We start from the raw sequence: 25,140 nt of genomic DNA, 5'->3' as shown, positions 1-25,140 counted from the left end.
CGCCGTCACGACCTGGGCTCCCGCACCCGGAGCTTCAGCAAGGCCGACTCGATCTGTTGCCGCAGCTCAGCCGAGGTCGCGGTGGCGGCGCCAGGAAGGGCACGCAAGACAATGTCGATGCCGGGATCGAGGTCACCGAGCACGGTGCACGCGACATGACGAAGCCGCCGGGCCACGCGGTGGCGAACCACCGCGTTCCCGACGGCTGTGCTGACTATGAGGCCGACACGCGGCCCAGTCTTGACTAGATGGCGGTCGGCCGCCTCGCCGCCGGCCGACAAGGCTGCAGAATCGACGAAACGTGGCAGTGCATTGATATGCACCACCACGTCATGTCGACCACAGCGTCGTCCGCCGCGCATCACAGAGGAAAAATCCTTGCGATGACTTAGACGGTGCCGTTCTGGCAGCAACTGTGGATCCGCGCTCGTGCCCGCTATTAGGCAGTCAGCGTGGCGCGGCCCTTGTTGCGACGAGCTGCCACGATTGCACGGCCCGCACGGGTACGCATGCGCAGCCGGAAGCCATGAACGCGCGCGCGACGCCGGTTGTTCGGCTGAAATGTCCGCTTGCCCTTGCTCACGGTGATTACTCCTCGATCTATGCCGGCGCCCTTGCGGCGCCACTAACTCTGACTGGGAACCCATCATGTCGACGTGCACCGAATCCCCACGTGTTACGAGGGATCCGCGAAACCTTCAAAGCGGTCAAATTAATGACCAGCATCGACAGAGCTCCCGACACAACGGGTGACTGCCCGAGACTACTCAGCAGCGGTGTGAAGGTCAAACTGGGGTCGGAGCCTCATGCCCGCCCCGCCAACACGCCAAGAACCCGAGATCCTTGAGAACCTCAGAATACTGTGCTTGCCCCGATTGCAGACCGACGCCATCCTTGTTAGCGTTCGGCCCAACAGTATGGACCGCCCTCGTCACTGGGGCACTCGGATGATGCCGCGGCCCAACAGCCTGGCACACCCGAGCGCGCTCAAAATGGGGTCCTGGTCTGCCCGCAAAACGGGTAGGCCAGACTTGTCCACAGCTGGGGATAATCGTGTGGAGACAGGAATACCCCTGAAAAAGCCCTGCGGAGGACCATCGTTTCCGCAGCTCGAGATAGGAAAGCTGGAGAGGCAGAAGCCGCGTGGATAGTAATCCCGACGTGTTGTCACGGGTCTGGCCACTCGTGGTCGCGGAACTGACAAGTCCTGCTAGCGAGGCGTCTTCGTCCCCTGACGGAACTGGGACTCTGCCCCTGACCCGCCAGCAACGAGCATGGCTGCTGCTGGCCCGCCCCATCACCTTGGCCGGTGGCTTCGCGTTGTTGTCCGCGCCCTCGAGTTTCGCCCGAGACGCCATCGAACGAGTGCTCCGCACCCCCATCACCGAATCCCTCCAGCGCCATCTCAACCAGCCGATCGAGATCGCCGTCCGCATCGAGGCGAACGATCAGGATGAGGCAGGGCAGTTGAGAAAAACAGGGTCCACCGACGCCGATGAGGCGACGCCCACGGACTCCGGCCAGCATCAGTCCCCGTCCCGTCCGGCCCCCGACACGTACGGAGACCCTTATGGCGAGGATGCTCGCAAGGACTCCGACCTGCTCGAGGAGGAGAGGGAGGCTCGCGAGAGCCTGGACCGCTCCTGGCCGCCCCGGTTCAACACCCCGGCGCCGCACAATCCGGGCGATAAGGGCAAGGGCGCGGGCCTGAACAAGAAGTACACGTTCGAGACCTTCGTCACCGGCCCGTCCAACCGTTTCCCCCATGCGGCGGCGGTCGCGGTTGCCGAGGCGCCGGCGCGCGCCTACAACCCCTTGTTCATCTGGGGGGAGTCCGGACTAGGCAAGACACATTTGCTGCATGCGACGGGCCACTACGCGAAGCGCCTGTTCCCGGGGCTGCGGGTCAAGTACGTGTCGACGGAGGAGTTCACGAACGACTTCATCAACAGCATCCGCGACAAGCGCAAAGAGGAGTTCAAGCGCCGCTACCGCGATGCCGATGTGCTGTTGGTCGATGACATCCAGTTCATCGAGGGCAAGGAGAGCACTCAGGAGGAGTTCTTCCACACCTTCGAGGCCCTGCACAACCACGATAAGCAGATCTTCATCACCTCCGATCGCCCCCCGAAGGCGATGGGAACGCTGGAGGACCGACTGCGCACCCGTTTCGAGTGGGGCCTGATCGCCGACGTGCAGCCGCCGGACCTCGAGACCCGCATCGCCATCTTGTCCAAAAAGGCTCAGATGGAAAAGATCGACGTCCCGTACAGCGTCCTGGAGCTGATCGCGAGCAGGATCGAGCGCAACATTCGCGAGCTCGAGGGCGCCTTGATCCGGGTGACCGCATTCGCCTCGCTCAACAAGCAGGCGCTCGATCTGAAACTGGCCGAGGTGGTCTTGCGCGATCTCGCGCCGGACTCGTCGACGATTGAGATCTCTGCGGCCACGATCATGGCGGTCACCGCCGAGTACTTCGACACCAGCATCGACGAGCTCTGTGGGCCCGGACGCACCCGTGCCATCGCGGGCGCCCGTCAGATCGCCCTCTACCTCTGCCGTGAGCTAACGGATCTATCGCTGCCCAAGATCGGGCAGCAGTTCGGCCGCGACCACACCACGGTCATGTACGCCGATAAGAAGATCCGCGAGCAGATGACGGAGCGTAGGAAGGTCTACGACCAGGTCCAGGAGCTCACTGCACGCATCAAGCAGCGTTCCAAGCCCTGATATGTAGTATCTGCCACGAACGCATGGAGAAGCGGCATCCCGACGACGGTCGGGATGCCGCTTCTTTTGTCTGACGCAGAGGGGCAGCTGACACCTCTCAGCTGCCCCTCTGCGCACTAGTGAAGACCCCGGGCCGCTCTCCGCCAGCTACCCGTTCCCAGCCCAAAGTCGACCGATTCACGGAGATCGCGGTGATTTGCCCGCCTCGACGCCAACAATTTTTGGGACGCGTGTGACTCCTGAGCAGAGATTCCACATCTGTGCATAACTATGTGGACAAGTCGGGAAAACTGGGGACAAGCCGTGAACAACTTCTGACTCTCCCCAACTGTCCCCAGATGGCCCAAAACTGTCATACCAACCGTCCACAACCGGATACGCATCGCGACCAGCGTGGGAGACGGTCGGCTAACAAGTTGCACAGGAGCTATTACTGCTTCTGTTTACATCCCTTAAGAACATCTTTTAAAAGAGCCTGTGGGGAAAGTTCCGCTGCCGCCCCGGCCCCACCGGCTCAGACCAGCGCCAAGTCCGAGGATCCAGCTTTACGGAAGCCCCTCGAAGCCTTACGGTGGACGAGCAGGCATCAGCCGGCACCAGTTACGCTGGCTGACACCGATCGACATCTCGGATGCAGCTCCTTTCGTTGGAGCACGGCACCGACATCACTGGAAGGACCCCCGGGACCGATGGAGCTTGCAGGCATGAGGTTTCGCGTTTCCCGGGAAGATTTCGCAGACGCGGTGGCATGGGTCGCGCGCAGCCTTCCGGCCCGCCCCACCACCCCCGTCCTCAGCGGCGTCCTGATCGAGGCCTCGGAAGACACCGTCACCGTCTCCGGCTTCGACTACGAGACCTCCGCACGCATGCAGATCTCCGCCGAGGTCAATGAACCCGGGTCGATTCTGGTCTCCGGACGACTTCTCGCGGACATCACCAAATCGTTGCCTGCCAAGCCCGTTGACGTGTCATTCGATGGCACCCGCCTCGCGATCACCGGTGGCAGTGCGAAGTTCTCCCTGCCGACGATGCCGGTTGAGGACTACCCGCAGCTGCCCTCGGCGCCCGCGCAGACCGGATCGCTGCCTGCCGACAAATTCGGTGAGGCGATCACGCAGGTCGCGGTCGCAGCGGGCAAGGACGACACGTTGCCGATGCTCACCGGAATCCGGGTGGAGATCGAGGGCAGCAAAATTGTCATGGCCGCCACCGACAGGTTCCGGCTGGCCGTCCGCGAGCTCGAATGGAACCCCGCGGACTCCACGGTGGAGGCGGCCATCTTGGTCCCGGCTCGCACCCTGTCCGAAGCCGCGAAGACCATGGCTGGCAGTGCCGCCGGACCGATCGAGCTCTCTATGGGCAACGGCGCCAATGTCGCCTCCGAGGGCCTCCTTGGCATTGTCGGCAGCGCCCGTCAAACCACAACGCGCCTGCTCGACGCTGAATTTCCCAAGTTTCGGCAGCTGCTGCCGACCGAGCACACCGCCCTCGCGGCAGTCGAGATCGGCCCACTGGTCGACGCCATCAAGCGTGTCGCCCTCGTCGCCGAGCGAGGCGCCCAGGTCCGCATGCAGTTCTCTGATGAGGGACTGCTCATGTCCGCCGGCGGCGACGATGCCGGCCGCGCAGAGGAAGCATTGATGGCGGAGTTCCAGGGCGAGCCGCTGACCATCGCGTTCAACCCCGGATATCTCCTCGAAGGACTCGGCGCCTTGCACACCAGCAAGGTCCAGTTCGGCTTCACCAGCCCCAGCCGGCCCGCCGTGCTGTGCCCCACCGTGGCGGAGGAATTGCCGGCCGCCAACGAGTCCGGCACCTACCCGGCCTCGGACGGCGACTACACCTACCTGCTGATGCCCGTCCGACTGCCGGGCTGATGCACACGTGTTTGTCCGGCAAGTCCAACTGCACGATTTCCGCTCCTGGGAGTCTTTGACCGTCGACCTAGAGCCCGGCGTCACCGTTTTGCTCGGCGCCAACGGGCGGGGGAAGACAAACGTGCTCGAGGCGTTGAACTATCTCTCCACGCTCACCTCGCATCGCGTCTCCTCCGACCAGCCCCTGATCAGAGCGGGCGCCGAGGGCGCCCGGATCGCCGCGACCGCCGTCAACGAGGGTCGCGAACTCAGCGTGAACCTGGCATTGGTGCCGGGGAAGGCGAACCGGGGCGGGATCAACCGCACGCCGGTGCGCCGCACCCGGGAGATCCTCGGCATCGTCCAGACCGTGTTGTTCGCGCCTGAGGATCTCTCGCTGGTACGCGGGGACCCAAGCGATCGGCGCCGTTTCATGGATGAGTTGCTCACGACCCGGTGGCCGCGAATGGCGGGCGTGCGGGCGGACTATGACAAGGTTTTGCGTCAACGTTCCGCGCTGCTGAAGACTGCGGGGCCGTCCATGCGGCGGGGAAATTCCTCGGACGCAGCGAGCGCGTTGGCGACGCTGGAGGTGTGGGATGGCAACCTCGCGCGCTTCGGCGCCGAGCTGATTGCGACCAGGCTGGACCTATTGGCGCAGTTGGCGCCCCATATCTCGGCCGCCTATGCGGACGTGGCGCCCGAGTCCCAGCACGCGGCGATCAACTACCGCTGCAGCCTGGGCGAGTCCATGCCACCGCAGTACCAGGACGTCAACGACCACACCGGCCCGGCCGACATCGACCTCTTAGAGGCTGCGTTTATGGCCGAGCTGGCACGGGTCCGCGACCGGGAGATCGCCCGCGGCGTGTGCCTCGTCGGGCCGCACCGCGATGAGCTGGAGTTGCGTCTGGGCCAGCACCCTGTCAAGGGTTATGCCAGCCACGGCGAGTCGTGGGCCTATGCCCTCGCGCTGCGCTTGGCCAGTCTGAGCCTGTTGCGTGAGGACGGCACGGACCCGGTGCTGATGCTCGACGACGTCTTCGCCGAGCTCGACCGGCAGCGGCGCAGCGCGCTGGCGGCGGTCGCCGCCCACACGGAGCAGGTGTTGATCACCGCCGCAGTCCCCGAGGACGTGCCGGCGGAGCTGCACGCGCGCAGACTGTATGTGGAGATCAGCGACCGGGACGGCCAGCGGGTTTCCAGCATGAGCTCAGATCCACCGGGGTCGGTCACGGCCACAGTGAATTCCGCGAGCATCGATAGGGATAGGAGGTCGGCGGATGACTGACGAGAAAGAGCCCGAACGCGGCTACGACCTGGCGCGTCGGGCACTCGAGGAGGCACGTGCCAACGCCCTCGCCAAGGGCAAATCGGTGGGCCAGGGCAAGGCCTCGCCCAAGCGTGGCAATTCCACGAGCCGCCGGCGCTGGTCGGGATCTGGCCCGGACGCGCGCGATCCGCAGGCTTTCGGCTCCGTGACCGCATCGATAGCCAAGCGCCGCGGCTGGACCCCGCACGTCGCCGAGGGCAAGGTGCTGGGGCTGTGGGAGGAGGTGGTCGGCGCGGACATCGCGGACCATGCGACGCCCACGGAGATCAAAGAGAACATCCTCTACATCACCGCGGAGTCCACGGCCTGGGCCACGCAGTTGCGGCTCATGCAGTCCACGATCATCGCGAAAATCGCGAAGTCCGTGGGGCATGGCGTCGTGAAGCAGGTCCGCATCCACGGGCCCAAGGCACCCAGTTGGAAGTTCGGTGATCATCACATCTCCGGCCGTGGCCCGCGCGACACCTACGGGTAGCCCCGCGCAGCGCGGCTCAGATTTCGGTGGCGTCAGTTCTGGTCCTCGCTTCTCTACCCGCGAGCCTTTGAGGCGGCTGTGGGCGTGTCAGGACGGTCTTAGTGGCACCGTGACCCGGGCATGGCAGTAGACTGGCCAGGAACTATCGCATCGCCTCTCCACCGCCCGCACTATGGAGTCCGCTCCCGGGTGGTGGATCCATGTGTGTGCCTTGATCGAGAAGGAGTGCTACCTACCCGTGGTTGCCAAAGACAAAGATCAGTCCGCAACGAGCTCTAACGGCTCTAGCAGCGGTTATGGCGCTTCCTCGATCACGATTCTCGAGGGCCTCGAGGCAGTGCGTCTGCGTCCCGGCATGTACATCGGCTCCACCGGCGAGCGCGGCCTGCACCACCTGGTGTGGGAGGTCGTGGACAACTCGATCGACGAGGCGATGGCGGGTTACGCCAGCGCAGTGCACGTCAGCCTGCTCGATGACGGCGCGGTCCAGGTCAGCGATGACGGCCGCGGCATCCCCGTCGAGATGCACGAGAGCGGTGCGCCGACTGTCCAGGTTGTCATGACGCAGTTGCACGCCGGCGGCAAGTTCGACTCCGAGTCGTACGCGGTCTCCGGCGGACTGCACGGCGTCGGCATCTCCGTAGTTAACGCGCTCTCGACCAAGGTCGAGGTCGACATCGCCCGCGATGGCTACAACTGGAAGCAGAACTTCAACAACGCGGTGCCCGAGCCGCTGGAGCAGGACGGGCCCACCTCTGCAACGGGTACGACGGTCCGCTTCTGGGCGGACCCGACGATCTTTGAGACCACCACGTACGACTTCGAAACCGTGTCGCGGCGCCTGCAGGAGATGGCCTTCCTCAACAAGGGCCTGACGATCACCCTCACCGACGAGCGCGTGACAGCGGACGAGATCACCGACGAGGTCGTCGGCGACGTCGCCGAGGCGCCGAAGTCCGCGGAGGAGCAGGCGGAGGAGACCAAGGCCGCCAAGCCCCGCGTCAAGCAGCGCACCTACCACTACCCGGGCGGGCTGGTGGACTACGTGAAGCACATCAACCGCACCAAACAGGCCATCCACACCACGATCATCGGATTCAATGCCAAGGGCACCGGCCACGAGGTCGAGGTCGCGATGCAGTGGAACGCCGGGTACTCCGAGTCCGTGCACACGTTCGCGAACACGATCAACACGGCGGAGGGCGGCACCCACGAGGAGGGCTTCCGTTCCGCGCTGACCACCACGGTCAACAAGTACGCGAAAGAGAAGAAGCTCCTCAAGGACAAGGACCCGAACCTCACGGGCGACGATATCCGCGAGGGTCTGGCGGCCGTGGTCTCCGTGAAGGTTGTCGAGCCGCAGTTCGAGGGGCAGACCAAGACCAAGCTGGGCAACACCGAGGTCAAGTCGTTCGTGCAGAGGGCGTGCAACGAGCACATCGACTACTGGTTTGAGGCGAACCCGGCCGAGGCGAAGGTCATCGTCACGAAGGCCGTCTCCTCCGCGCAGGCCCGCATGGCTGCCCGCAAGGCCCGCGAGCTGGTGCGCCGCAAGTCCGCGACGGACCTCGGCGGGCTGCCCGGCAAGCTGGCCGACTGCCGCTCCAACGACCCCTCCAAGTGTGAGGTGTACATCGTGGAGGGCGACTCCGCCGGCGGTTCCGCGAAGTCGGGTCGCGACTCGATGTTCCAGGCTATCCTCCCGCTGCGCGGCAAGATCATCAACGTCGAGAAGGCCCGCATCGACCGCGTGCTGAAGAACACGGAAGTCCAGGCCATCATCACCGCGCTGGGCACAGGCATCCACGATGAGTTCGACATCGCGAAGCTCCGCTACCACAAGATCGTGCTGATGGCGGATGCCGACGTCGACGGCCAGCACATCTCGACCCTGCTGCTCACGCTGCTGTTCCGCTTCATGCGCCCGCTGATCGAGGCCGGTCACGTCTACCTGGCGCAGCCGCCGCTGTACAAGCTCAAGTGGCAGCGGATCGAGCCCGAGTTCGCGTACTCGGACCGTGAGCGCGATGTGCTGATGGAGGCGGGTTTGGCCGCCGGCCGCAAGATCAACAAGGACGATGGTATTCAGCGCTACAAGGGCCTCGGCGAGATGGACGCCCGCGAGCTGTGGGAGACCACGATGGATCCGTCCGTCCGCATCCTGCGCCAGGTCACGCTGGATGACGCGGCCTCGGCCGACGAGCTGTTCAGCACGCTGATGGGCGAGGACGTGGAGGCGCGCCGCAGCTTCATCACCCGCAATGCCCGCGACGTCCGATTCTTGGACGTGTAATCGCTTGGGCGTGTAACTGATCCTCCAGCGCAACGGTGCTTGGGTGCATAGTCTTTCCATATGGACTATGACCTGAGCACCGTTCGCATTGGGACGGAAAACTTCGATTGCCCTATCGATGATCGCTGGTTCGAGGACTACCGCGTGGGTGCCGTCTACGAGTACGGCCACGTGGAGGTGACGGAAGCGCAAATCGTGCACTATGCGAACATCTATGATCCGCAGTCGATCCACACCAATCCCGGCACGGCAGAGGATGGGCCGTTCAAGGGGCTGATCGCGTCCGGCTGGCAGACCGCGTCGATCTTCATGCGCATCTTCGTGGACCACTATCTGACGGCTGTCGGGTCTCTCGCCTCACCCGGCATCGACGAGTTGCGCTGGACTGCGCCAGTGCGGCCAGGCGATCGACTGTGGGTGCGGATCACGGTGGAGGGCAAGAGGCTCTCGAACTCGAAGCCGGATCGGGGGATCGTCACGACTACCGGCGAGATGTTCAATTCAGGTCACACGAAGGTGCTCTCGCTCCGCGCGATGAACATGATCGCCATCCGCCCCGAGTAGGGGCTGCGCGCGGTGTGAATGTTTCACGTGGAACATTCACCTTCGCTGCGCAGCGGCCAGACGCCCCATTCGTCACGGATCGATATTTCGGCGCGATTCGGAACTACCGGACATGGCGGGTCGAAACGTCACTGTGACATCAGGTGGGAACATGAGCCGGGTCGTGCGGGCGGCGGGGAGTTCCCGAGCAAAAGTCCGGCGCATTGACACTCTACAAAGCTGTCGCGACACTCAACACTGCTGTAGAGTCATTGCTAGTGGAGAGGTTGCTCTAATCCGAGGCGAAAAAAGGTGGGTCTAGGTGATCGACGGTCGATTGGTGGTTGACGCGCATGTGCACGCGCCGCGTCTGGACACGCTCAAGCCCGCCTGGCTGGAATGGGCTGACACGTTCTCCGGTGTGGAGTCCTGGCGCTCCGCGTACGACGAGGACGGTCGGGTGGACCCGACGCGCTTCGATGCGCTGCTTGCTGGACAGGGAGTGGACCACGCCCTGTTGTTCTGCGAGTACAGCCCGCGTGCGACGGGCATCCAACCGTTCGAACACCTGCTGCCGATCCTGGAGTACAACCCGGGTCGCTTCCACCTGGTGGCAAATATCAATCCGCACCTGCACTTTCCCCTGCTCGAGGAGCTGGGCCGACAGCTCGAGCACGGTGCCGTGGCACTGAAGCTGCATCCGGTGCACGGCGCCTTCGATCCCGGCGACAAGGAGCTTTACCCCGTTTATGCCCGCTGCGCGGAACTCGGGTTGCCCGTGATCTTCCACTCCGGCACGTCGAGCTTCCCCGGCTCACGCACCAGATTCGGCAACCCGGAACTGCTGTTGGATGCCATCGACTACTTCACCGATCTGAACTTCGTGTTCGCCCATGGCGGCCGGGGCTGGTGGTATGACGCGGCGGCGTTCATGGCGCAGAGCAAGAAGAACGTATGGCTGGACCTGGCCGGACTGCCCCCCAAGAAGCTCCCGGAGTACTACCGGGCGTTCAATCTGCCCCGTCTCGCGGAGAAAATGATCTTCGGGACCGACTGGCCCGGCGTGCCCGGCACCCGGAGCAACGTGGCGGCCCTAGCCGCGCTCGGCTGGTCGGAGGACACGCTCAGCGGCGTCCTCGCCGGGAACGCCACCACGGTATTCCCCCGTCTCGGCCTCTGCCCCAGCCCTCCCCTGAAACCCAAATGAGAAGGACAGCATCCATGAGCACAGCCCCAGTGACCTCGGTTGGCGTCGTCGGCGCCGGCACCATGGGTATCGGCATTGCGTATGTCTTCGCCGCGGCGGGCTGCGACGTGACGCTTGTCGAGCCCGACGCGGACCGCCGCGCCGCAGCCCGCGGCGCCATTGTCGGTCGGGCCGAGCGCATGGAGGAGCAGGGGCGCCTCGAGAGCGATCGGGCCAGCCATGTCAGCGACACCGTGGACACCGCGGAGTCCGTCTCGGACCTCGCGACGGGGCTGGACCTGGTGGTCGAGGCGGTACCGGAGATCCTGGAGCTCAAGCACTCGGTGCTGCGCGCGATCGAGGAGCGCGAGCCGAAGCTGTTGGGCACCAACACAAGCGCGCTCGGCATCGCCTCCTTGGCGACGGTGCTGGCGCGTCCTGAGACCTTCATCGGCATGCACTTCTTCAACCCCGTGTGGACGATGCCGCTCCTCGAGCTGATCCGCGGCGCGAACACCTCAGACGCCACAGTGGCGCTGACCCAGCGGATCGGCGAGTTCATCGGCAAGGACACGATCCTGGTCAACGACATCCCGGGGTTCGCCACGAGTCGGCTGGGCGTCGCTCTCGGCCTGGAGGCGATCCGCATGGTCGAGGATGGCGTCGCCTCGCCGGAGGACATCGATCGGGCAATGGTGCTCGGGTATCGGCACCCGATGGGACCGCTGCGGCTGACCGACCTGGTGGGCCTGGACGTGCGGCTGCACATCGCCCGGGGGCTCTCCGAGAGCCTCGGACCCCGCTTCACGCCGCCGCAGCTGATGATCGACATGGTCGAGCGCGGTGACATCGGCAAGAAGAGCGGCCAGGGCTTCTTCGATTGGAGCGGGAAGTGAGCATCCCGAAGCCGAACACCCTGCGCGTCGAACAGGGGGAGGGCCATGTGCTCGTGACCCTGGATCGGCCGGCGGCGAAGAATGCGATCGACGCCGAGATGATCGGCGACCTGCACGCCCTGTGCGCAGAGCTGGAGCGGGCACCGCAGCTGATGATCCTCACCGGCGGCGCGGACGGGGTCTTCGCGGGCGGCGCGGACATCGGCGAGCTGCGGGACAGGCGTCGCGACGACGCCCTAGCCGGCATCAACTTGAACCTGTTCAACCGCATCAGGGCGCTGCCGATGCCGACGATTGCCGCCATCGACGGCTACGCCTTGGGCGGGGGCGCCGAGCTCTCGTACGCGTGCGATCTGCGCATCATCACCCCCCGCACCGTGTTCGGCCAGCCGGAGCCGGGACTTGGCATCATCGCCGGCGCCGGCGCCACCTTCCGGCTCGTGCGCCTGCTCGGGGAGTCCGTGGCGAAGCAGATCCTCCTGGCCGGCGATTGGGTGAAGGCGGATCGCGCGTTGGCCCTGGGCCTGGCGCACTCCGTGGTGGAGCCCGCGGAGTTGCTCGACGCGGCCCGCGCGCTCGCCGCGAAGATGGGGCGCAACTCGGCGATCGCGATGCGGATGACCAAGCTGGCCGTCGACGCCGCCGAGTCCGCGCACCCGCAGCTCGACCTCGCCATCCAAGCGCTGCTCTTCGAGGACGAGGAGAAGATCTCCCGAATGACGGACTTCCTCGTGAAGAAGTCCCAGCCGAAGAATCCTCGGCCATGACTATCTACGAGCTCCAGGGGCAGCGGCCGCGGATCCACCCCAGCGCGTTTATCCACCCCGACGCGGTGCTCATCGGCTCGGTGACCATCGGAGCAGATAGCTCTGTATGGCCGAATGCGGTGTTGCGGGCGGACTTTGGTGAGATTCGCATCGGCGCTCGCACCTCCATCCAGGACGGCACCGTCCTGCACACCACGGAGGAGTGGCCCACCGTAATCGGCGATGAGTGCGTGGTGGGGCACAACGCACACCTAGAGGGCTGCACGGTGGAGGATCGCTGCCTCATCGGCTCCGGTTCGGTGACGCTCAATCGGGCGATCGTGCGCCGCGGCTCGATTGTCGGCGCGCAGGGGCTGGTGCCCGAGGGCTTCGAGATCCCGGCGCACAGCAAGGCAATCGGGGTGCCAGTGCGGGTGAGCGGGCCCATCGACAACGCATCATGGATTGACTACGGCGTAGGCGAGTACCTCTCGGCACGCCGCCGCTATAGGGCGGAGCTGAGCGCGGTGTCGCTCGAGCAGTGCCTGACGGAGAGCTCCTCCGGTAATCCCACAGCAAGGAGTCCACAATGACGCAGATACTCAGCAGCTACATCGGGGGAGTGTGGCAGGCGCCTCGGGACGAGGGCACCACACTTCTCGACGCGGCCACCGGCGCCCCCGTCGCTCGCATCTCCACCAAGCCCGTTGATTACGCTGCTGTGCTCGGCCACGCCCGCAATATCGGCGGCCCAGCTCTGCGTGAACTCAATTTCCAGGAGCGGGCCGGGCTGCTCACGGCGCTCGCCAAGCACCTGTCCGGGCTGATCCCGGACTTCACCGAGCTCTCGCTGCGCACCGGCGCCACCCGCCGGGACGCGACCGTCGACATCGACGGTGGCATCGGCACCCTGTTCGTCTACGGCGGCAAGGGCGCCAAAGAGCTGCCCGCCGGCAAGATCCTCCTCGACGGGGAGTATGAGCAGCTGGGCAAGGGCGGTACCTTCGGCCTCCAGCACATCAGCGTTCCGCGGCTCGGCGCCGCGGTGCAGATCAACGCCTTCAACTTCCCGGTTTGGGGGATGCTGGAGAAGCTGGCGCCCGCGCTGCTGGCGGGCGCGCCCAGCGTGGTCAAGCCGGCCAGCCAGACGGCGTACCTGACGGAGATGGTGGTGCGGGCGATCATCGACTCGCAGATCCTGCCCGAGGGTGCGTTGCAGCTGGTGTGCGGGCGGCCCGACGGTCTGCTGGACCAGTTGACGGGTCAGGACTCACTTTCCGTGACCGGTTCCCGGGACACGGCGGCCGCACTGCGCCGCCACCCTGTCATTGCGTCCAACTCGGTGCGGTTCACCGCGGAGGCGGATTCGCTAAATTCCAGCATCCTGGCTGAGGACGTCAAGGCTGGCGATCCCGAGTTCGACATTTTCGTCAAGGGCCTCGTCACCGAGATGACCCAAAAAGCGGGCCAGAAGTGCACCGCGATCCGCCGCGCGTTTGTTCCGGCCGGGCTGATGGATGCCGTCCAGGACGCCGTCGTTGCTCAGTTGGCGAAGATCACGGTGGGAAACCCGGCGGACGAGTCCACGCGGATGGGCGCGCTGGCCAGCCAGCGCCAGCGTACGGACGTGCGGGCCGCAGTCGCCACGCTCATGAGCGCGGCGCGGCCCGTCTTCGGCGATCCCCAGACCGTCCCAGAGAACTTCGGCGTCGACGCCGATTTTGAGGCGGGCGCGTTCATCTCGCCGGTGCTGCTGCGCGCGGACGACCCAGACCGCGAGGAGGTGCACGCGGTGGAGGCCTTCGGCCCGGTGAGCACGCTGCTGCCCTACGAGGGCATCGAGCAAGCGCTGGACTACGTGGCGCGCGGGCAGGGCAGCCTGGTGACGTCGATTGTCACCGGAGACGATGACTTCGCTACGCGCGCGGTGCTGGGATCCGCGCCGTGGCACGGCCGGTTGCTGGTGGTCAACGCCGACAACGCGGCGGAGAACAGCGGCCACGGCTCTGCGATGCCGCACGCCGTTCATGGCGGCCCAGGCCGCGCGGGCGGCGGCGAGGAGCTCGCTGGCCTGCGCAGCGTCCAGCACCATCTGCAGCGTACTGCTGTGCAGGGCAGCCCAGATTTTCTGGCGAGGCTCGGCGGCGGAGAAGAGGGAGCATGACTATCAACAGCGCACTCGTGATCGGCGGCGGCGGCGGGATTGGCGCCGCCGTGTCCCGCAAACTGGCGGCCTCGCATGCGGTGGCCGTCGGCTATCGTGACCGGCAGGACCGGGCCCGCGCGGTGGTCCAGGAGATTCAAGACGCCGGCGGTTCCGCGCTCGCCGTCGGCTCGGATGTGCGGACCGCCGCAGGTGTGGACCAGGCTTTCCACGCGGCGGAGGAGCTGGGTCCGCTGCGCACGGTGGTGCACTGCGCGGGGGCGTGGGATTACACCCGGGTCTCGGACCTCACCGAAGAGTCCATCGACGCGGACTATCAGACGAATCTTCGCTCTGGGCTCCTCACTCTCGCGGCCGCGGCAAATAGAGTCGCTGACAACGGCCGCATTGTGATGATTTCCAGTGCGGCGGCCTATATGGCGCCGGGCCGTCAGGCCTCCTACGCCGCGATGAAAGCCGGTTTGGAGGCGGCGTCGCGCTCTACTGCAAAGGAGTTGGGTAGGCGCGGCATCACGGTGAATGTGGTGCGACCAGGTGCCACCGACACTGAGCGGCTGCGGACGAGCACTGCAGAGAAGGCCGTCGAGGCGATGTCGGCGGCACCTGCCCTGCGCAGGCTTGGCACGCCGGAGGATATCGCGGAGGCCGTGGATTGGCTGGCCTCGGAGAAGGCTCGCTGGGTGACCGGCACAGTTCTAGACGCCACCGGCGGGTTGTGGTGAATCAGGCTCTTCTGAACTGAGCTAGACCCGCACCGACACCTCCGTGGTCCACGTACCCCGGAGGTGTCGGTCGTTTCTGGCCGCAGTCTAACGAGCGCTGCGGCCGGCTAGAGAAATTCCAATGGTTCGGTGAGGCTGATCAGGGTTACCGAATCCGCCAGCGCACGGATCTCATGGACCTCGCCCTCAGCGGTGCGCAAGAAGTCGCCAGCTTCCAGAATCAGCTCGCCGATCTTGAGCCGACCAGAGATGACGTAGAGCTCTTCGCTGGATGGATGCCTGTGTTTGTGGCTGACGCCCCCGGCATCAAAACGTAGGAATGCGGTGCCCGCGCCGTCCTTGATCTCGTGCAGCGGTGCGAGATACACACCACTGCCCACAATGATCCAGTCGACCTCGTCCAGCCGAATCGGTGCGGCCATCTCAGCCCCCTTCGCTATCTTGTGAGTCTCGTCACAATAGCCCGATTTGGGGGTTGGCACGGTCGATTTTGAGATACCAGCACATGGTCGGAATGGTCGACCTACGCTGAGATGGAGCACACGCGATGGGATTTTGTGATGGCTGATCAAATGTTTGGGGCGTGCATCGAGCCGCTGCCGGCACCCTCCGCATCCACCGCCGCGTCGGGGTTCGCCTCGTGCCGGGAGGCCGGAAGTGATCGTGTCGCCATGATTCGCGAGCCCGGAATTCGGGGTGATTCCTACCCCTGATGCCAGATTGAGACGCCCAGTGCCCGTGATTATTCGGCCTTGAACTGGCATTATGACTTGATAGTCTACAAAAGACTAGACGTGTCACCAAAGATCTGTAGAATAACAATCATGGCCGGTCCAGTAAGACGGCACACATGGCGGCGCAGACGACGAGGAGATCACGATGTCAGTACAGGATCGAATGGGCGCGGCACCGAAGCCGACCGGCCCAGTCAGCACAATCGATTACAGCGAGCGCATTCCCAACAATGTCGATCTGGCGAGCGACCGGCGGCTGCAGCGCGCACTGGAGGGCTGGCAGCCGAAGTTCCTCGAGTGGTGGCGGGACCTGGGCCCACAGCTCCCCACCCAGGACGTGTATCTGCGCACCGCGATCGCGGTCGGCCGTGACGGCTGGGCGCACTTCGACCACGTGCCGATGGAGCAGTACCGCTGGGGCATCTTCCTGGCCGAGGCCGATCCGGACCGTGTCGTGAACTTCGGCAAGCACAAGGGCGAGCCCGCGTGGCAGGAAGTCCCGGGCGAGTATCGCTCAGAGCTGATGCGCCTGATCACCGTGCAGGGCGACACCGAGCCTGCATCGGTCGAGCAGCAGCGTGTGCTGGGCGGGACCGCGCCCAGCATCTACGACCTGCGCAACCTCTTCCAGGTCAATGTGGAGGAAGGCCGGCACCTGTGGGCGATGGTCTACCTGCTCCACGCCTACTTCGGCCGCGAAGGCCGTGAGGAGGCCGAGCAGCTGCTCAAGCGTAACTCCGGTGACATCGACGCGCCTCGCATCCTTGGCGCGTTCAATGAGGAGACCACCGACTGGCTCCAGTTCTTCATGTTCACCTACTTCACGGACCGCGACGGCAAATACCAGCTGGGCACGCTCAAGGAGTCGGCGTTCGATCCACTTGCCCGCACCTGCGAGTTCATGCTCAAGGAGGAGGCGCACCACATGTTCGTGGGCACCACCGGCGTGCAGCGCGTTGTCGAGCGCACCGCGGAGCTGATGAACGAGCATGGCACCGACGATGTCTTTGAGCACGGCGGCATCCCGCTCGAGGTGATCCAGCAGTACCTCAACTTCCAGTACTCCGTGTCCATGGACCTGTTCGGCTCCGAGCAGTCCACCAACGTGGCCGCGTACTACACCGGCGGGCTCAAGGGCCGCTGGCAGGAGACTCGCCGCAAGGACGACCATGAGCTCAAGGAGGCGGAGTACACCATCCGCACGATCAGGGACGGCAAGTTCGTCGAGGAGCCGGTGCCCTATCTGACGGCCTTGAACCTGGATCTGCGCGATGAGTACGTTGCCGACTGCGAGAATGGCGTGCGGCGCTGGAACCAGGCGCTCGAGGATGCCGGCCTAGAGCAGCGGCTGAGCTTGCCGCATGAGGCGTTCAACCGCAGGGTTGGCAACTACTCCGCACACCATGTGAGCCCGGAGGGCGAGATCCTCAGCGCGGACGAGTGGAACGCGCGGGCCGATAAGTGGCTGCCGTCGGAGGAGACGCGCGCGAAGGTGGCGGCGCTGATGGTGCCGGAGTATGAGCTGGGCAAGTTCGCTGGCTGGATCGCCCCGCCCCAGACGGGGATCAACGACCAGCCGGTGGAGTTCGACTACGTCCGTCTGGCCGAAGAGGGCCTGGCCTAAGCGGCCGGCCCCGTAACGAGCAGGGGTGTAAGGCAATGGTTGGTTTCACGTGGAACAAGGAATCCGATCCCGTGTGGGACGCGGATAAGCGCCGAGTGATCGGAGGCGCCCCCGCGGGAGCATTCGATCTGAACTACAAGGACGGGCAAGGGCTCCCCGGGGAGTGGTGGTCTGTCACCGATGGCGGCAGCGTCGTCGGGTACGGCTGGCTCGACAACTCCTGGGGTGACGCGGAGATACTCCTCGCCACCGACCCCGACACGCAGGGCAAGGGCGTTGGCAGCTTCACGCTTGACAACCTTGAGCGTGAAGCCAGTTCCCGGGGAGTCAACTACGTGTACAACACGATCCATGCGGGGCACCCCAACAAGGCTGAACTGCACAACTGGCTCGACTCCCACGGTTTTCGGGGCAGTGCAGCGGACGAATCGCTCCGGAAGAGGGTGGGGCGCGACGCATCCGAGCCACCTCGAGGGCCTAGCCCGACTTTTGATTCCGCCGTCGATATGGCGCCAGGTCGAGAGTCGGAGGGCGGGTACGTCGATCCCGAGGATCAAAAGTACTGACTCGCGATTCCATCGCGGTTGGTGAATAAGCAATGACCTGTGTGCCCTATCGGCGAACGCTGATGGGGCACACAGGCGTCCTAATGGCGCCCTGACAGGGCTGGCAGCGCTGCGGCGAGCCGGCCCGGGATGTGGCAACCGGTAGTAAGGAGACGTGAGATGCAGGTCTACATCAGCCTGGGCCCTGATCAGCAATCGGTCGCGGCAGATGCCCGCCACGCGGAAGATGCCGGGTTCGACGGGGTGTCGTGGGGTGAGCATCTCTTCTTCCACGGTGCCACCCCGAACTCATTCATCACAATGGCGGCCGCGGCTGGCGCCACCAGCCGTGTGCGGCTGCTGTCCTCGGTGGTGATCTTGCCCCTGTACCCCGCGGCGCTCGCAGCCAAACTCGCCACCACGCTCGACCAGGTCTCAGGTGGCCGGTTCGACTTCGGGGTGGGGGTGGGCGGGGAGTTCCCGGCGGAATTCACCGCGGCAGGCGTCGACGTTCGCACGCGGGGCAAGCGCATGGACGAGTCGCTGGCCGTCCTGCGTGAGCTGTGGACGGGCAAGCAGGTGGACTTCGACGGTGACTTCGCCCGCATACCCGGACTGGCCCTAGAGCCGCAGCCTGTGCAGCAGGGCGGCCCACCCGTCTGGCTGGGCGGGCGCCGGCCTGCGGCGATCACGCGGGCAGGACGCCATGCCGACGTGTGGCTGCCCTACATGTACAGCCCTGAGCAATTGGCAGACTCGCTCGCCCAGGTCCGCACGGAGGCGGAGAAGGCCGGTAGAGACCCGGCTGCGGTCCGCGGGGCCATCTTCTGCTGGGGCGGAGTCGGTGAGGATGCGGCGGAGTCGAGGCGCGAGGTGGTGGAGGGTGTCGGTGGAACTTATCAGCAGGACTTCGAGCGGATTGCCGATCGATACCTTCTGCACGGCAACCCGGATCAGGTTCTTGCCCGGCTCGCGGAGTACCGGGACGCGGGCGCTGAGACGGTGGTGTTCTCGCCGGTCGGTGAGGATGAGCGACGCAAGGAGATTGTGGACCTGTTCGTCCAGGCCGTGCTCCCCGACCTCCAGAGCTGGTGACGAGCCTCACCCTCACTGTTAGCTAGAATCGTGCTAACCTGCTAACAGCACTTCGACACCGACACACAAGGAGAACAGAAATGACGACCAACACCAAGCTGGGCCAGGACATGATCGACGCGATCGAGGGCTTCGATGTCTTCACCGAGAAGTTTAGCGGCTACGCCAAGCAGTCCGCCACCCTGTCGGTGGACGTGTTCGACAAGGCCGTCGACAACGTCCTCGAGCTCCAGGGGGAGCTGGCCAAGTCGACCAACGTCGCATGGTTCACCGATGTGGCGGAGTCGAACCAGAAGCTGGTCAAGACGCTTACCGACACCGTGACGGGAACCGCTCGCACCTACCTCAAGTAGAGACTGCCGCAGCTATTAGCTGGCTGCCAGGAGATCACGCAAACGCTCGGTTGGGATATCCCAACCGAGCGTTTGCGTGATCTCCCATCTCGGCGACACGATCTCACGGACTGTTCGTGCTGCTGGGGTTCGCCTGTCGTGCGCGTGAGCGCCATGCCCAGACTGGGCCACATCAGATTTCGAGTACGTGCACCGTGAGCCGGCCAGCCCGTCGGGGACACTGCTACTGCTGTGGAACGAATACGTCGCAATCTACCGCGATAGCGGCGATGTGGACGCACGGGATGCCCCGGCTACTTGGTCTCGTTCGGGTGGATGGTGTGGACCGGCTCCAGGAAGACCGTGCCGAGCTCGCCCTTGAGCCGGTAGTTCGTCGGCGTCGTGGCCAGGGGCGTCCGCGTGAGGAAGTCCCACGTCTCCGTCATCGGGTTGCGGATCGTCGCCACGAGGTCCCGCCACCCCTTCTTGGCGGCCGCCACGACTACGGACGCGCCACGGTCTCATCTTCGTCGAGCCACTCGAGGTCGGCGCTGCCGAGCCCTGCGGCGACGGCCGTGGCCGTCTCCTTCCAGGACGTCAGCTCAGCAAGCGCCAGGTGCGGCTGGTCGGTGGAGAACGAGGCACGCGCCGCGTCCACGAGGCCCTGCGCACAGGACTCCCGGTCCACGGGCGACAGGGCGAGCATCCACGGTAAGGCCTAGGCCATGCGCTCGGCGAGCGAGCCGCTGTCGTCGAGGGTGACGGTGATGAGCTGCGCGGCGAAGTTCAGCAGCCGCGAGCGGTCCTCGGCCTCGGCGAAGACCTCGACGGAGTGCTTGCTCAGGTCAGGTCATCCACATGGATCACGGTCGACGGTGATCTCATCCCGCCTCGCCGTTGACACCCTCGAATAGGCGATGTCGGCAACAGCGGGCGTGGTTGACGCCGTCGCTCCGACGGAACCTGGGGAGGGGAAGAAACGGTCGTTGCCACACACTCAAATTCAGTGTGTGGCAACGACCGTTACAGTCTGTCAATTCTCCGATGTGGAAGCTCTCTACCTCACCGACTGTCCTTCGAGTTCGACCTGTCGACGCGCTTCTTTTCCATCGTGACCGCCTGGAATGTTTGATACATCTCTTCCAGGGCCTTGCGCTGGGCGGGAGACAGATCCTTGTCGCGACGGATTGCCGCCACGGTCTCGGGGACTCCGTCGGCCGTGGCGCGGCGTGATTGGGACAGCAGGGTATCGGCGGATATCTGCAACTGTTCCGCGATGGAGTGGAGGACTCGGTCGCTGGGCTCCCGAAGGTTTCGCTCGATTTGCGACAGATATGGGCCGGAGATGCCTACCATCGTCGCAAGTTGGCGCATCGGAAGTTCAGACATCTCGCGCTGAAGACGGATCAGTTCACCGAGGGTGGGTGTATCGTTCGAGCGTTCGGACATGATGTGAGGTTAGCGGTAGGTCGACACGACGTGCTCATCCACCGTCCGCCATGAGAGGTTGTCGGCCATGACATGGCTGTTCGGGGGCCCGTTGTCGGTCGGGACCGCTTAGCCCTCCTTCGCGTATTCGCCGGGGGCAGGACCCAGCGACGGGTGTGTCGCAGACCCTGGTTCAGTGGGCGCAGAGATGAGCTCCCCGGAACGTTGTCCTAGCCAATCGGAATAGTCGGTCCACCAGGATCCGCGAACCTCCGTGGCGCTGGCGAGCCAGGTGTCGGCATCGCCGTCGGTGGTGCTGGTGAAGTACTTGGCCTTGGCCGAGTTCAGCGGGCTCACCTGCGTGGGCAGGTGACCACCTGCGCCCAGGATGAAGCGGCTGTTCCCCGCCAGCAGCTCGGTGGCGGCGTGGCAAGACCGCCACGGGGAGATATGGTCGCCGCGACCACCGACCACGTAGTTGTCCTGCTTGAGAGCGCCTAGGTCGACGGGTGAGCCCAGCGAATGCAGTCGATCCGGGTGCCGGAAGCTGTCGTGGAGGGAGATCTCGATCAGGTCCGCGGCCAGTCCGGAAGCGATGGCAGTCGGAGAACTGCTCCACGCCAGCACCTCGTTGCCGACAGGCTCCTCGCCCATTAGCCACCTGCTTCGGGCGAAGCTCCACACCAACTGGTCTGGTTTCAGGAACCCGAAGCCGCGCTCGATGTCGCGGGCCTCGACAATTGAGCCATGCGTCGCGTCCCGGCGGAGGTCGGCGACGGTCTTCTCCCCGGCCAGCATTCCCACGGAGGACGGCTCGTCGTAGCCGACCATCGTCACGCCCAGCCCGATGGTCTTGATCAGGTCGTCATTCCGATCGGCCGAGACCGCGGCGGCGGGCAATAAGATGTTCCCCGCGGTGCAGGATGCGAAGACGTTGACCTGGCTGGTGACGCAGATGTCCGCCGCCGTTGCCAGCACGTCGAGGACGGCAGTCACATAGTCATCCAGGGTGTATCCACCCTCGCCGCGCACGGGGTTGTGCCAGACGGGGAGGAAGACGGTGAAGCCGGCGCTGACAAGGTACTCGACGAAGCTCATGTCGGGCGCCATGTCCACGAAGTAGTGGCGATTCACCACCGGGGGGAGGACGACGATGGGTATCTCCCGCACCTGCTCTGTGGTCGGGGAGTACTGGAGCAACTCGTACAAGGCGGTGTGATCAACGATGGTGCCCGGAGTGGCGGCCAGATCGCGGCCCACCACATACTTCTCCGGATCAACTTGGGTGGGGGCACCGTGATTGGTCAGCGCGTCGTGGACGAAGTTCTGGGTCCCGCGGAGCACGCTCGCCCCACCCGTCTCGAAGGCGCGCTTGATGGCCGACGGATTCCCTGGGAAGAAGTTGGCCGGGGATAGTGCCGAGGTCACGAGCTCCATGCCGAAGCGTGCGCGTGCCCTCTCGCGCCAGGGCACGTCGGGGGCGTCGACCATCTCATTCATAAGCTCTGACCAGGCGAGATAGGCCTGCATGATCCTGTGGTACGCGGGATTTCCCTGCCAGGTCGGATCTTGGAACCGAGCATCCTTTGGGTCGGCTTCGATACCGGAAACCCCGGTGGCAATGCCGCCCAACTCGCGCAGGAACTCTGCGGCGAGACCGAGGTTTTGGGGCCGGCGGGCAGTGACCCCAATGGCCGAGCCGATGAGCTGGACGGCGCTCATCCGCGCGAGGACATTGCCGCCGCCGACCGCGGACAAGGCTCCCGCGGCGGCGTCGCGCGCCGACCAGTTTGTTATCTTGGCGGGGTCATCATCAGTCGAATACGACGACATTCCGCGCCACCTCGCCTCGGCGAATCTGGTCGAATGCGTCATTGATCTGGTCTAGGCGGATCGTGCCTGAGACCAGCTCGTCGAGCTTCAGCCGGCCTTTGAGATAGAGGTCGACGTAGCGGGGAATATCGACCTGGAAGCGATTCGATCCCATCAGGCTGCCTTGGATCCGCTTCTCGGACATGAAATCGATCCCGGGCACCTCGATCTTGACTCCCATCGGAATCATGCCGACGATCGTGGCGGTGCCGCCGATCCGCAGCATGGCAAAAGCCTGCTCGGTGGTCGGCTTCAAACCAATGGCCTCGATGGCGTGGTCGACGCCGCCGCCGGTGAGTTCCTGGATCTGCGCGACGGGGTCTCCATCGGCCGGATCAACCACATCGGTGGCGCCGAAAAGCAGTGCCATCTCCCGTTTGGAGGGGATGGGATCGACGGCGATGATGCGTGCGGCACCGGCGATGCTGGCACCTTGCACCGCGTTGAGCCCGACGCCACCGCAGCCGATGATCGCGACAGATTCGCCGGGAGATACTGCGGCAGTGTGGAATACGGCACCGAGGCCGGTGGTTACCGCGCAGCCGAGCAGCGACGCGCGATCGAGCGGCATCTCCGGATTAACGACGGCCAACGCGTTCTCATGAACCAGCATTTGCTCACCGAACGACGATAGGTCGAGGAACTGCCACATGGCTCCGCCGTCGCCGTCGGACAGGCGCTGTGGGCCGCCCCTGCCTCTGCGCAGTCCCCGTTTGCGGCACAGCACGAGGCGGCCGGACAGGCAATATTCGCAGGTTCCGCAGTAGACGGACAAGCAGCTGACCACATGATCGCCGGGCTTGACGTGGGTGACCCCGGGGCCCACTTCCTCGACGATGCCGGCCGACTCGTGTCCGAGGACAGTGGGCAGCCGCGTGGGGAAATGACCCTCCGCGTAATGCAGATCGCTGTGACAGACGCCTGCCGCGGAAGTGCGGATCAGGACCTCACGCTGTTGGGGCTTGTCGATGGAGACATCTTCGATGGTGACTTTGCCAGGTGTGTTTCGGAGTACTGCAGCTTTCACGATTCCGCCGTCCCTCGGCCCGCGTGGTTCCCGCGAATCGATGTGTCGATGCTGGTGATGGTGTTAGCTAGTGAAACAGCGTTTGCGGGCGGTGTCAACCCGTCTGAGCGCATTTAACGGCAGATCAATAGTGTTTGATGATCGAGGTTGTAACAAGCCAAAGATGCAGGTGAAGTGGACTAACGTGCAATTAATCGCCCGTCGCCGAAGCGTCGAAGAGCCGGAAATTCGCAATCCTGAGACAGGTGTTAGCTAGCCGGTGCTACTGTGTTAAACATCGAGCTTGGTAGCGACGCCCGTCATAGCTGACACATGCCATCGGGTGCTGCCGAGTCGAGGAGAGCGATGCCCAAAAGTCCATATCGGGCATCGCCGAGACAGGACAACTAGAAGCTCGCGGTGTAGAGATCCCGGAGGACAAAATGAAGACTAAAGCTGCTGTGCTGCACGGGCCCCATCAGCCATTCGAGATTATGGAACTGGACTTGGATCCCCCGAAGGCTGGCGAGGTGCTGGTGAAGTTCGCCGCTGCCGGCCTGTGCCACTCGGACCTCCACCTGGTCGACGGCGACATGACGCCGCGCTTCCCGATTGTGGGCGGACACGAGGGGTCCGGCGTCGTGGAGGAGGTGGGACCCGGGGTCACGCGCGTCAAGCCGGGCGACCACATCGTGTGCTCGTTCATCCCCAGCTGTGGGCGCTGCCGGTACTGCTCGACGGGGCGTCAGAACCTATGCGAGATGGGAGCGACGATTCTGCAGGGCAATCTACCGGATGGGACCTTCCGCTTTCACCACGGTAAGACGGACATCGGCGGCATGTGCATGCTCGGCGTGTTCTCGGAGCGGGCGACGGTCTCCGAGTACTCCGTGGTCAAGATCGATGACTGGCTGCCCCTCGACTCCGCGGCGCTAGTGGGCTGCGGCGTCCCCACGGGGTGGGCGACGGCGAATTACGCAGGCGGGGTGCGCGCCGGCGACTCGGTGGTTATCTACGGCATCGGCGGCGTTGGGATCAATGCGGTCCAGGGCGCCCGGCACGCCGGGGCAAAGGATGTCGTCGTGGTGGACCCGGTGCAGTTCAAACGCGACGAGGCGATGAGGTTCGGCGCCACCCACGCGTTCGCGACGGCGAAGGAGGCCGCGGTCAAGGTCGACGAGCTGACCTGGGGAAAGGGTGCCGACCAGGCGCTGATCACCGTTGGCGTGGTGGATGAGGACGTCGTCAAGGCCGCATTCCAGGTGATCGGCAAGGGCGGCACGATGGTCATCACCAGCATCGTCGACGCCCGAAAGACGACGATCCAGCTGTCCGCCGGGATTCTGACGCTCTATGAGAAGACCATCAAGGGCACGCTGTTCGGCTCGGCGAACCCGCAGTACGACATCGTGCGGCTGCTACGGCTCTATGACGCCGGGCAGCTCAAGCTGGATGAACTGATCACGACCAGATATTCGCTGGAAGAGGTAAACCAGGGATTTCAGGACATGCGCGACGGTAAGCTGATTCGCGGGATGATCATCTTCGATTAGTGATCAT

General features: G+C 64.7%; 23 protein-coding genes and 2 pseudogenes. 17 read left to right on the top strand and 8 right to left on the bottom strand.

The annotated features are described in order from the left end of the window. Positions 1 to 5: 5 nt before the first annotated feature. Both rnpA and rpmH read right to left on the bottom strand, forming a co-directional pair. Complete coding sequence (gene rnpA, locus TBIF_RS00815; protein WP_024792986.1) at positions 6 to 413, bottom strand: ribonuclease P protein component; 408 nt, start codon at positions 411 to 413, stop codon at positions 6 to 8. A gap of 26 nt (positions 414 to 439) precedes the next feature. Continuing rightward, positions 440 to 583, bottom strand: coding sequence for a 50S ribosomal protein L34 (gene rpmH, locus TBIF_RS24710; protein WP_084611467.1), 144 nt, complete (start codon positions 581 to 583; stop codon positions 440 to 442). 683 nt (positions 584 to 1,266) lie between these two features. On the opposite strand from rpmH, the pseudogene dnaA reads away from it, so the two are divergent. The 12 genes and pseudogenes from dnaA to TBIF_RS00755 form a co-directional block, all read left to right on the top strand. Further along, a pseudogene (gene dnaA, locus TBIF_RS00810) lies at positions 1,267 to 2,730 on the top strand (chromosomal replication initiator protein DnaA); the annotation flags it as partial. A gap of 689 nt (positions 2,731 to 3,419) precedes the next feature. Then, entirely contained in the window at positions 3,420 to 4,607 is a 1,188-nt protein-coding gene (gene dnaN, locus TBIF_RS00805; protein WP_024792984.1) for a DNA polymerase III subunit beta, read from the top strand. Between the two features lie 7 nt (positions 4,608 to 4,614). Then, positions 4,615 to 5,877: a DNA replication/repair protein RecF gene (gene recF, locus TBIF_RS00800; RefSeq protein ID WP_024792983.1), complete on the top strand. Its 1,263-nt coding sequence runs from the start codon at positions 4,615 to 4,617 to the stop codon at positions 5,875 to 5,877. Beyond that, positions 5,870 to 6,394, top strand: coding sequence for a DUF721 family protein (locus TBIF_RS00795; protein ID WP_024792982.1), 525 nt, complete (start codon positions 5,870 to 5,872; stop codon positions 6,392 to 6,394). The genes recF and TBIF_RS00795 overlap by 8 nt, the downstream gene beginning before the upstream one ends. 238 nt (positions 6,395 to 6,632) lie before the next feature. Further along, a complete protein-coding gene (gene gyrB, locus TBIF_RS00790; RefSeq protein WP_038169315.1) occupies positions 6,633 to 8,687 on the top strand; it encodes a DNA topoisomerase (ATP-hydrolyzing) subunit B in 2,055 nt (684 codons plus the stop codon). Between the two features lie 60 nt (positions 8,688 to 8,747). Next, complete coding sequence (locus tag TBIF_RS00785; protein WP_024792980.1) at positions 8,748 to 9,251, top strand: MaoC family dehydratase; 504 nt, start codon at positions 8,748 to 8,750, stop codon at positions 9,249 to 9,251. A gap of 301 nt (positions 9,252 to 9,552) precedes the next feature. After that, a complete protein-coding gene (locus TBIF_RS00780; RefSeq protein ID WP_024792979.1) occupies positions 9,553 to 10,437 on the top strand; it encodes an amidohydrolase family protein in 885 nt (294 codons plus the stop codon). A gap of 14 nt (positions 10,438 to 10,451) precedes the next feature. Then, a complete protein-coding gene (locus tag TBIF_RS00775; protein WP_024792978.1) occupies positions 10,452 to 11,312 on the top strand; it encodes a 3-hydroxyacyl-CoA dehydrogenase family protein in 861 nt (286 codons plus the stop codon). Continuing rightward, positions 11,309 to 12,079, top strand: coding sequence for an enoyl-CoA hydratase/isomerase family protein (locus tag TBIF_RS00770; RefSeq protein WP_024792977.1), 771 nt, complete (start codon positions 11,309 to 11,311; stop codon positions 12,077 to 12,079). The genes TBIF_RS00775 and TBIF_RS00770 overlap by 4 nt, the downstream gene beginning before the upstream one ends. Next, positions 12,076 to 12,651, top strand: a complete 576-nt coding sequence (locus tag TBIF_RS22535; RefSeq protein ID WP_024792976.1) for a gamma carbonic anhydrase family protein — start codon at positions 12,076 to 12,078, stop codon at positions 12,649 to 12,651. Before TBIF_RS00770 ends, TBIF_RS22535 begins: the two co-directional genes overlap by 4 nt. Continuing rightward, positions 12,648 to 14,222, top strand: a complete 1,575-nt coding sequence (paaZ, locus tag TBIF_RS00760; protein WP_024792975.1) for a phenylacetic acid degradation bifunctional protein PaaZ — start codon at positions 12,648 to 12,650, stop codon at positions 14,220 to 14,222. Before TBIF_RS22535 ends, paaZ begins: the two co-directional genes overlap by 4 nt. Beyond that, positions 14,219 to 14,944, top strand: coding sequence for an SDR family NAD(P)-dependent oxidoreductase (locus tag TBIF_RS00755; RefSeq protein WP_024792974.1), 726 nt, complete (start codon positions 14,219 to 14,221; stop codon positions 14,942 to 14,944). The genes paaZ and TBIF_RS00755 overlap by 4 nt, the downstream gene beginning before the upstream one ends. A gap of 107 nt (positions 14,945 to 15,051) precedes the next feature. Here TBIF_RS00755 and TBIF_RS25565 read toward each other — a convergent pair whose 3' ends face one another. Next, complete coding sequence (locus tag TBIF_RS25565; RefSeq protein ID WP_024792973.1) at positions 15,052 to 15,366, bottom strand: cupin domain-containing protein; 315 nt, start codon at positions 15,364 to 15,366, stop codon at positions 15,052 to 15,054. Positions 15,367 to 15,823: 457 nt separating this feature from the next. Between TBIF_RS25565 and boxB the strand changes: the two genes are divergently transcribed. From boxB to TBIF_RS00730, 4 genes are all read left to right on the top strand, one after another. Then, a complete protein-coding gene (gene boxB / locus TBIF_RS00745; RefSeq protein WP_024792972.1) occupies positions 15,824 to 17,302 on the top strand; it encodes a benzoyl-CoA 2,3-epoxidase subunit BoxB in 1,479 nt (492 codons plus the stop codon). A gap of 35 nt (positions 17,303 to 17,337) precedes the next feature. Next, positions 17,338 to 17,868, top strand: coding sequence for a GNAT family N-acetyltransferase (locus TBIF_RS00740; protein WP_024792971.1), 531 nt, complete (start codon positions 17,338 to 17,340; stop codon positions 17,866 to 17,868). Positions 17,869 to 18,027: 159 nt separating this feature from the next. After that, on the top strand, positions 18,028 to 18,942 hold the full coding sequence (locus TBIF_RS00735; RefSeq protein ID WP_024792970.1) for an LLM class F420-dependent oxidoreductase: 915 nt from the start codon (positions 18,028 to 18,030) through the stop codon (positions 18,940 to 18,942). Between the two features lie 80 nt (positions 18,943 to 19,022). Further along, complete coding sequence (locus TBIF_RS00730) at positions 19,023 to 19,295, top strand: hypothetical protein (protein WP_024792969.1); 273 nt, start codon at positions 19,023 to 19,025, stop codon at positions 19,293 to 19,295. Positions 19,296 to 19,588: 293 nt separating this feature from the next. Here the strand turns inward: TBIF_RS00730 and TBIF_RS00725 are convergent, their stop codons facing one another. The 5 genes and pseudogenes from TBIF_RS00725 to TBIF_RS00705 all read right to left on the bottom strand — a co-directional run bounded on the left by TBIF_RS00725 (position 19,589) and on the right by TBIF_RS00705 (position 23,601). Beyond that, the gene (locus tag TBIF_RS00725; protein ID WP_024792968.1) at positions 19,589 to 19,774 is read right to left on the bottom strand and encodes a hypothetical protein; all 186 of its coding nucleotides are present in this window, start codon (positions 19,772 to 19,774) and stop codon (positions 19,589 to 19,591) included. Positions 19,775 to 19,776: 2 nt separating this feature from the next. Next, positions 19,777 to 20,118, bottom strand: a pseudogene (locus tag TBIF_RS26545) (prevent-host-death protein). Positions 20,119 to 20,336: 218 nt separating this feature from the next. Then, the gene (locus TBIF_RS00715; protein WP_024792967.1) at positions 20,337 to 20,723 is read right to left on the bottom strand and encodes a helix-turn-helix domain-containing protein; all 387 of its coding nucleotides are present in this window, start codon (positions 20,721 to 20,723) and stop codon (positions 20,337 to 20,339) included. Positions 20,724 to 20,831: 108 nt separating this feature from the next. Then, positions 20,832 to 22,535, bottom strand: a complete 1,704-nt coding sequence (locus TBIF_RS00710) for a PHA/PHB synthase family protein (protein ID WP_158506299.1) — start codon at positions 22,533 to 22,535, stop codon at positions 20,832 to 20,834. Beyond that, positions 22,516 to 23,601 (bottom strand): Zn-dependent alcohol dehydrogenase, encoded by a 1,086-nt coding sequence (locus tag TBIF_RS00705; RefSeq protein WP_024792965.1) that lies wholly within the window; start codon positions 23,599 to 23,601, stop codon positions 22,516 to 22,518. Before TBIF_RS00705 ends, TBIF_RS00710 begins: the two co-directional genes overlap by 20 nt. A 422-nt stretch (positions 23,602 to 24,023) precedes the next feature. Between TBIF_RS00705 and TBIF_RS00700 the strand changes: the two genes are divergently transcribed. Beyond that, positions 24,024 to 25,133, top strand: a complete 1,110-nt coding sequence (locus TBIF_RS00700; protein ID WP_024792964.1) for an NDMA-dependent alcohol dehydrogenase — start codon at positions 24,024 to 24,026, stop codon at positions 25,131 to 25,133. The last annotated feature ends 7 nt before the right edge of the window (positions 25,134 to 25,140 follow it).

The organism is Tomitella biformata AHU 1821, assembly GCF_000524475.1.
Taxonomy (GTDB): Bacteria; Actinomycetota; Actinomycetes; order Mycobacteriales; family Mycobacteriaceae; genus Tomitella; species Tomitella biformata.
Note: the sequence above shows the minus strand (reverse complement) of the source record. Positions and strands in the feature narration are given on the sequence as shown.

What these genes read in the sequence shown, in the direction of transcription:
- dnaN (WP_024792984.1), top strand. Translation starts at nt 3,420, where the DNA reads ATGGAGCTTGCAGGCATGAGGTTTCGCGTTTCCCGGGAAGATTTCGCA.
- TBIF_RS00785 (WP_024792980.1), top strand. Translation starts at nt 8,748, where the DNA reads ATGGACTATGACCTGAGCACCGTTCGCATTGGGACGGAAAACTTCGAT.
- TBIF_RS00755 (WP_024792974.1), top strand. Translation starts at nt 14,219, where the DNA reads ATGACTATCAACAGCGCACTCGTGATCGGCGGCGGCGGCGGGATTGGC.
- TBIF_RS00700 (WP_024792964.1), top strand. Translation starts at nt 24,024, where the DNA reads ATGAAGACTAAAGCTGCTGTGCTGCACGGGCCCCATCAGCCATTCGAG.
- TBIF_RS00740 (WP_024792971.1), top strand. Translation starts at nt 17,338, where the DNA reads ATGGTTGGTTTCACGTGGAACAAGGAATCCGATCCCGTGTGGGACGCG.
- TBIF_RS25565 (WP_024792973.1), bottom strand. Translation starts at nt 15,366, where the DNA reads ATGGCCGCACCGATTCGGCTGGACGAGGTCGACTGGATCATTGTGGGC.
- TBIF_RS00795 (WP_024792982.1), top strand. Translation starts at nt 5,870, where the DNA reads ATGACTGACGAGAAAGAGCCCGAACGCGGCTACGACCTGGCGCGTCGG.
- TBIF_RS00710 (WP_158506299.1), bottom strand. Translation starts at nt 22,535, where the DNA reads ATGTCGTCGTATTCGACTGATGATGACCCCGCCAAGATAACAAACTGG.
- TBIF_RS00775 (WP_024792978.1), top strand. Translation starts at nt 10,452, where the DNA reads ATGAGCACAGCCCCAGTGACCTCGGTTGGCGTCGTCGGCGCCGGCACC.
- TBIF_RS00730 (WP_024792969.1), top strand. Translation starts at nt 19,023, where the DNA reads ATGACGACCAACACCAAGCTGGGCCAGGACATGATCGACGCGATCGAG.
- paaZ (WP_024792975.1), top strand. Translation starts at nt 12,648, where the DNA reads ATGACGCAGATACTCAGCAGCTACATCGGGGGAGTGTGGCAGGCGCCT.
- boxB (WP_024792972.1), top strand. Translation starts at nt 15,824, where the DNA reads ATGTCAGTACAGGATCGAATGGGCGCGGCACCGAAGCCGACCGGCCCA.
- TBIF_RS00735 (WP_024792970.1), top strand. Translation starts at nt 18,028, where the DNA reads ATGCAGGTCTACATCAGCCTGGGCCCTGATCAGCAATCGGTCGCGGCA.
- TBIF_RS00715 (WP_024792967.1), bottom strand. Translation starts at nt 20,723, where the DNA reads ATGTCCGAACGCTCGAACGATACACCCACCCTCGGTGAACTGATCCGT.
- TBIF_RS22535 (WP_024792976.1), top strand. Translation starts at nt 12,076, where the DNA reads ATGACTATCTACGAGCTCCAGGGGCAGCGGCCGCGGATCCACCCCAGC.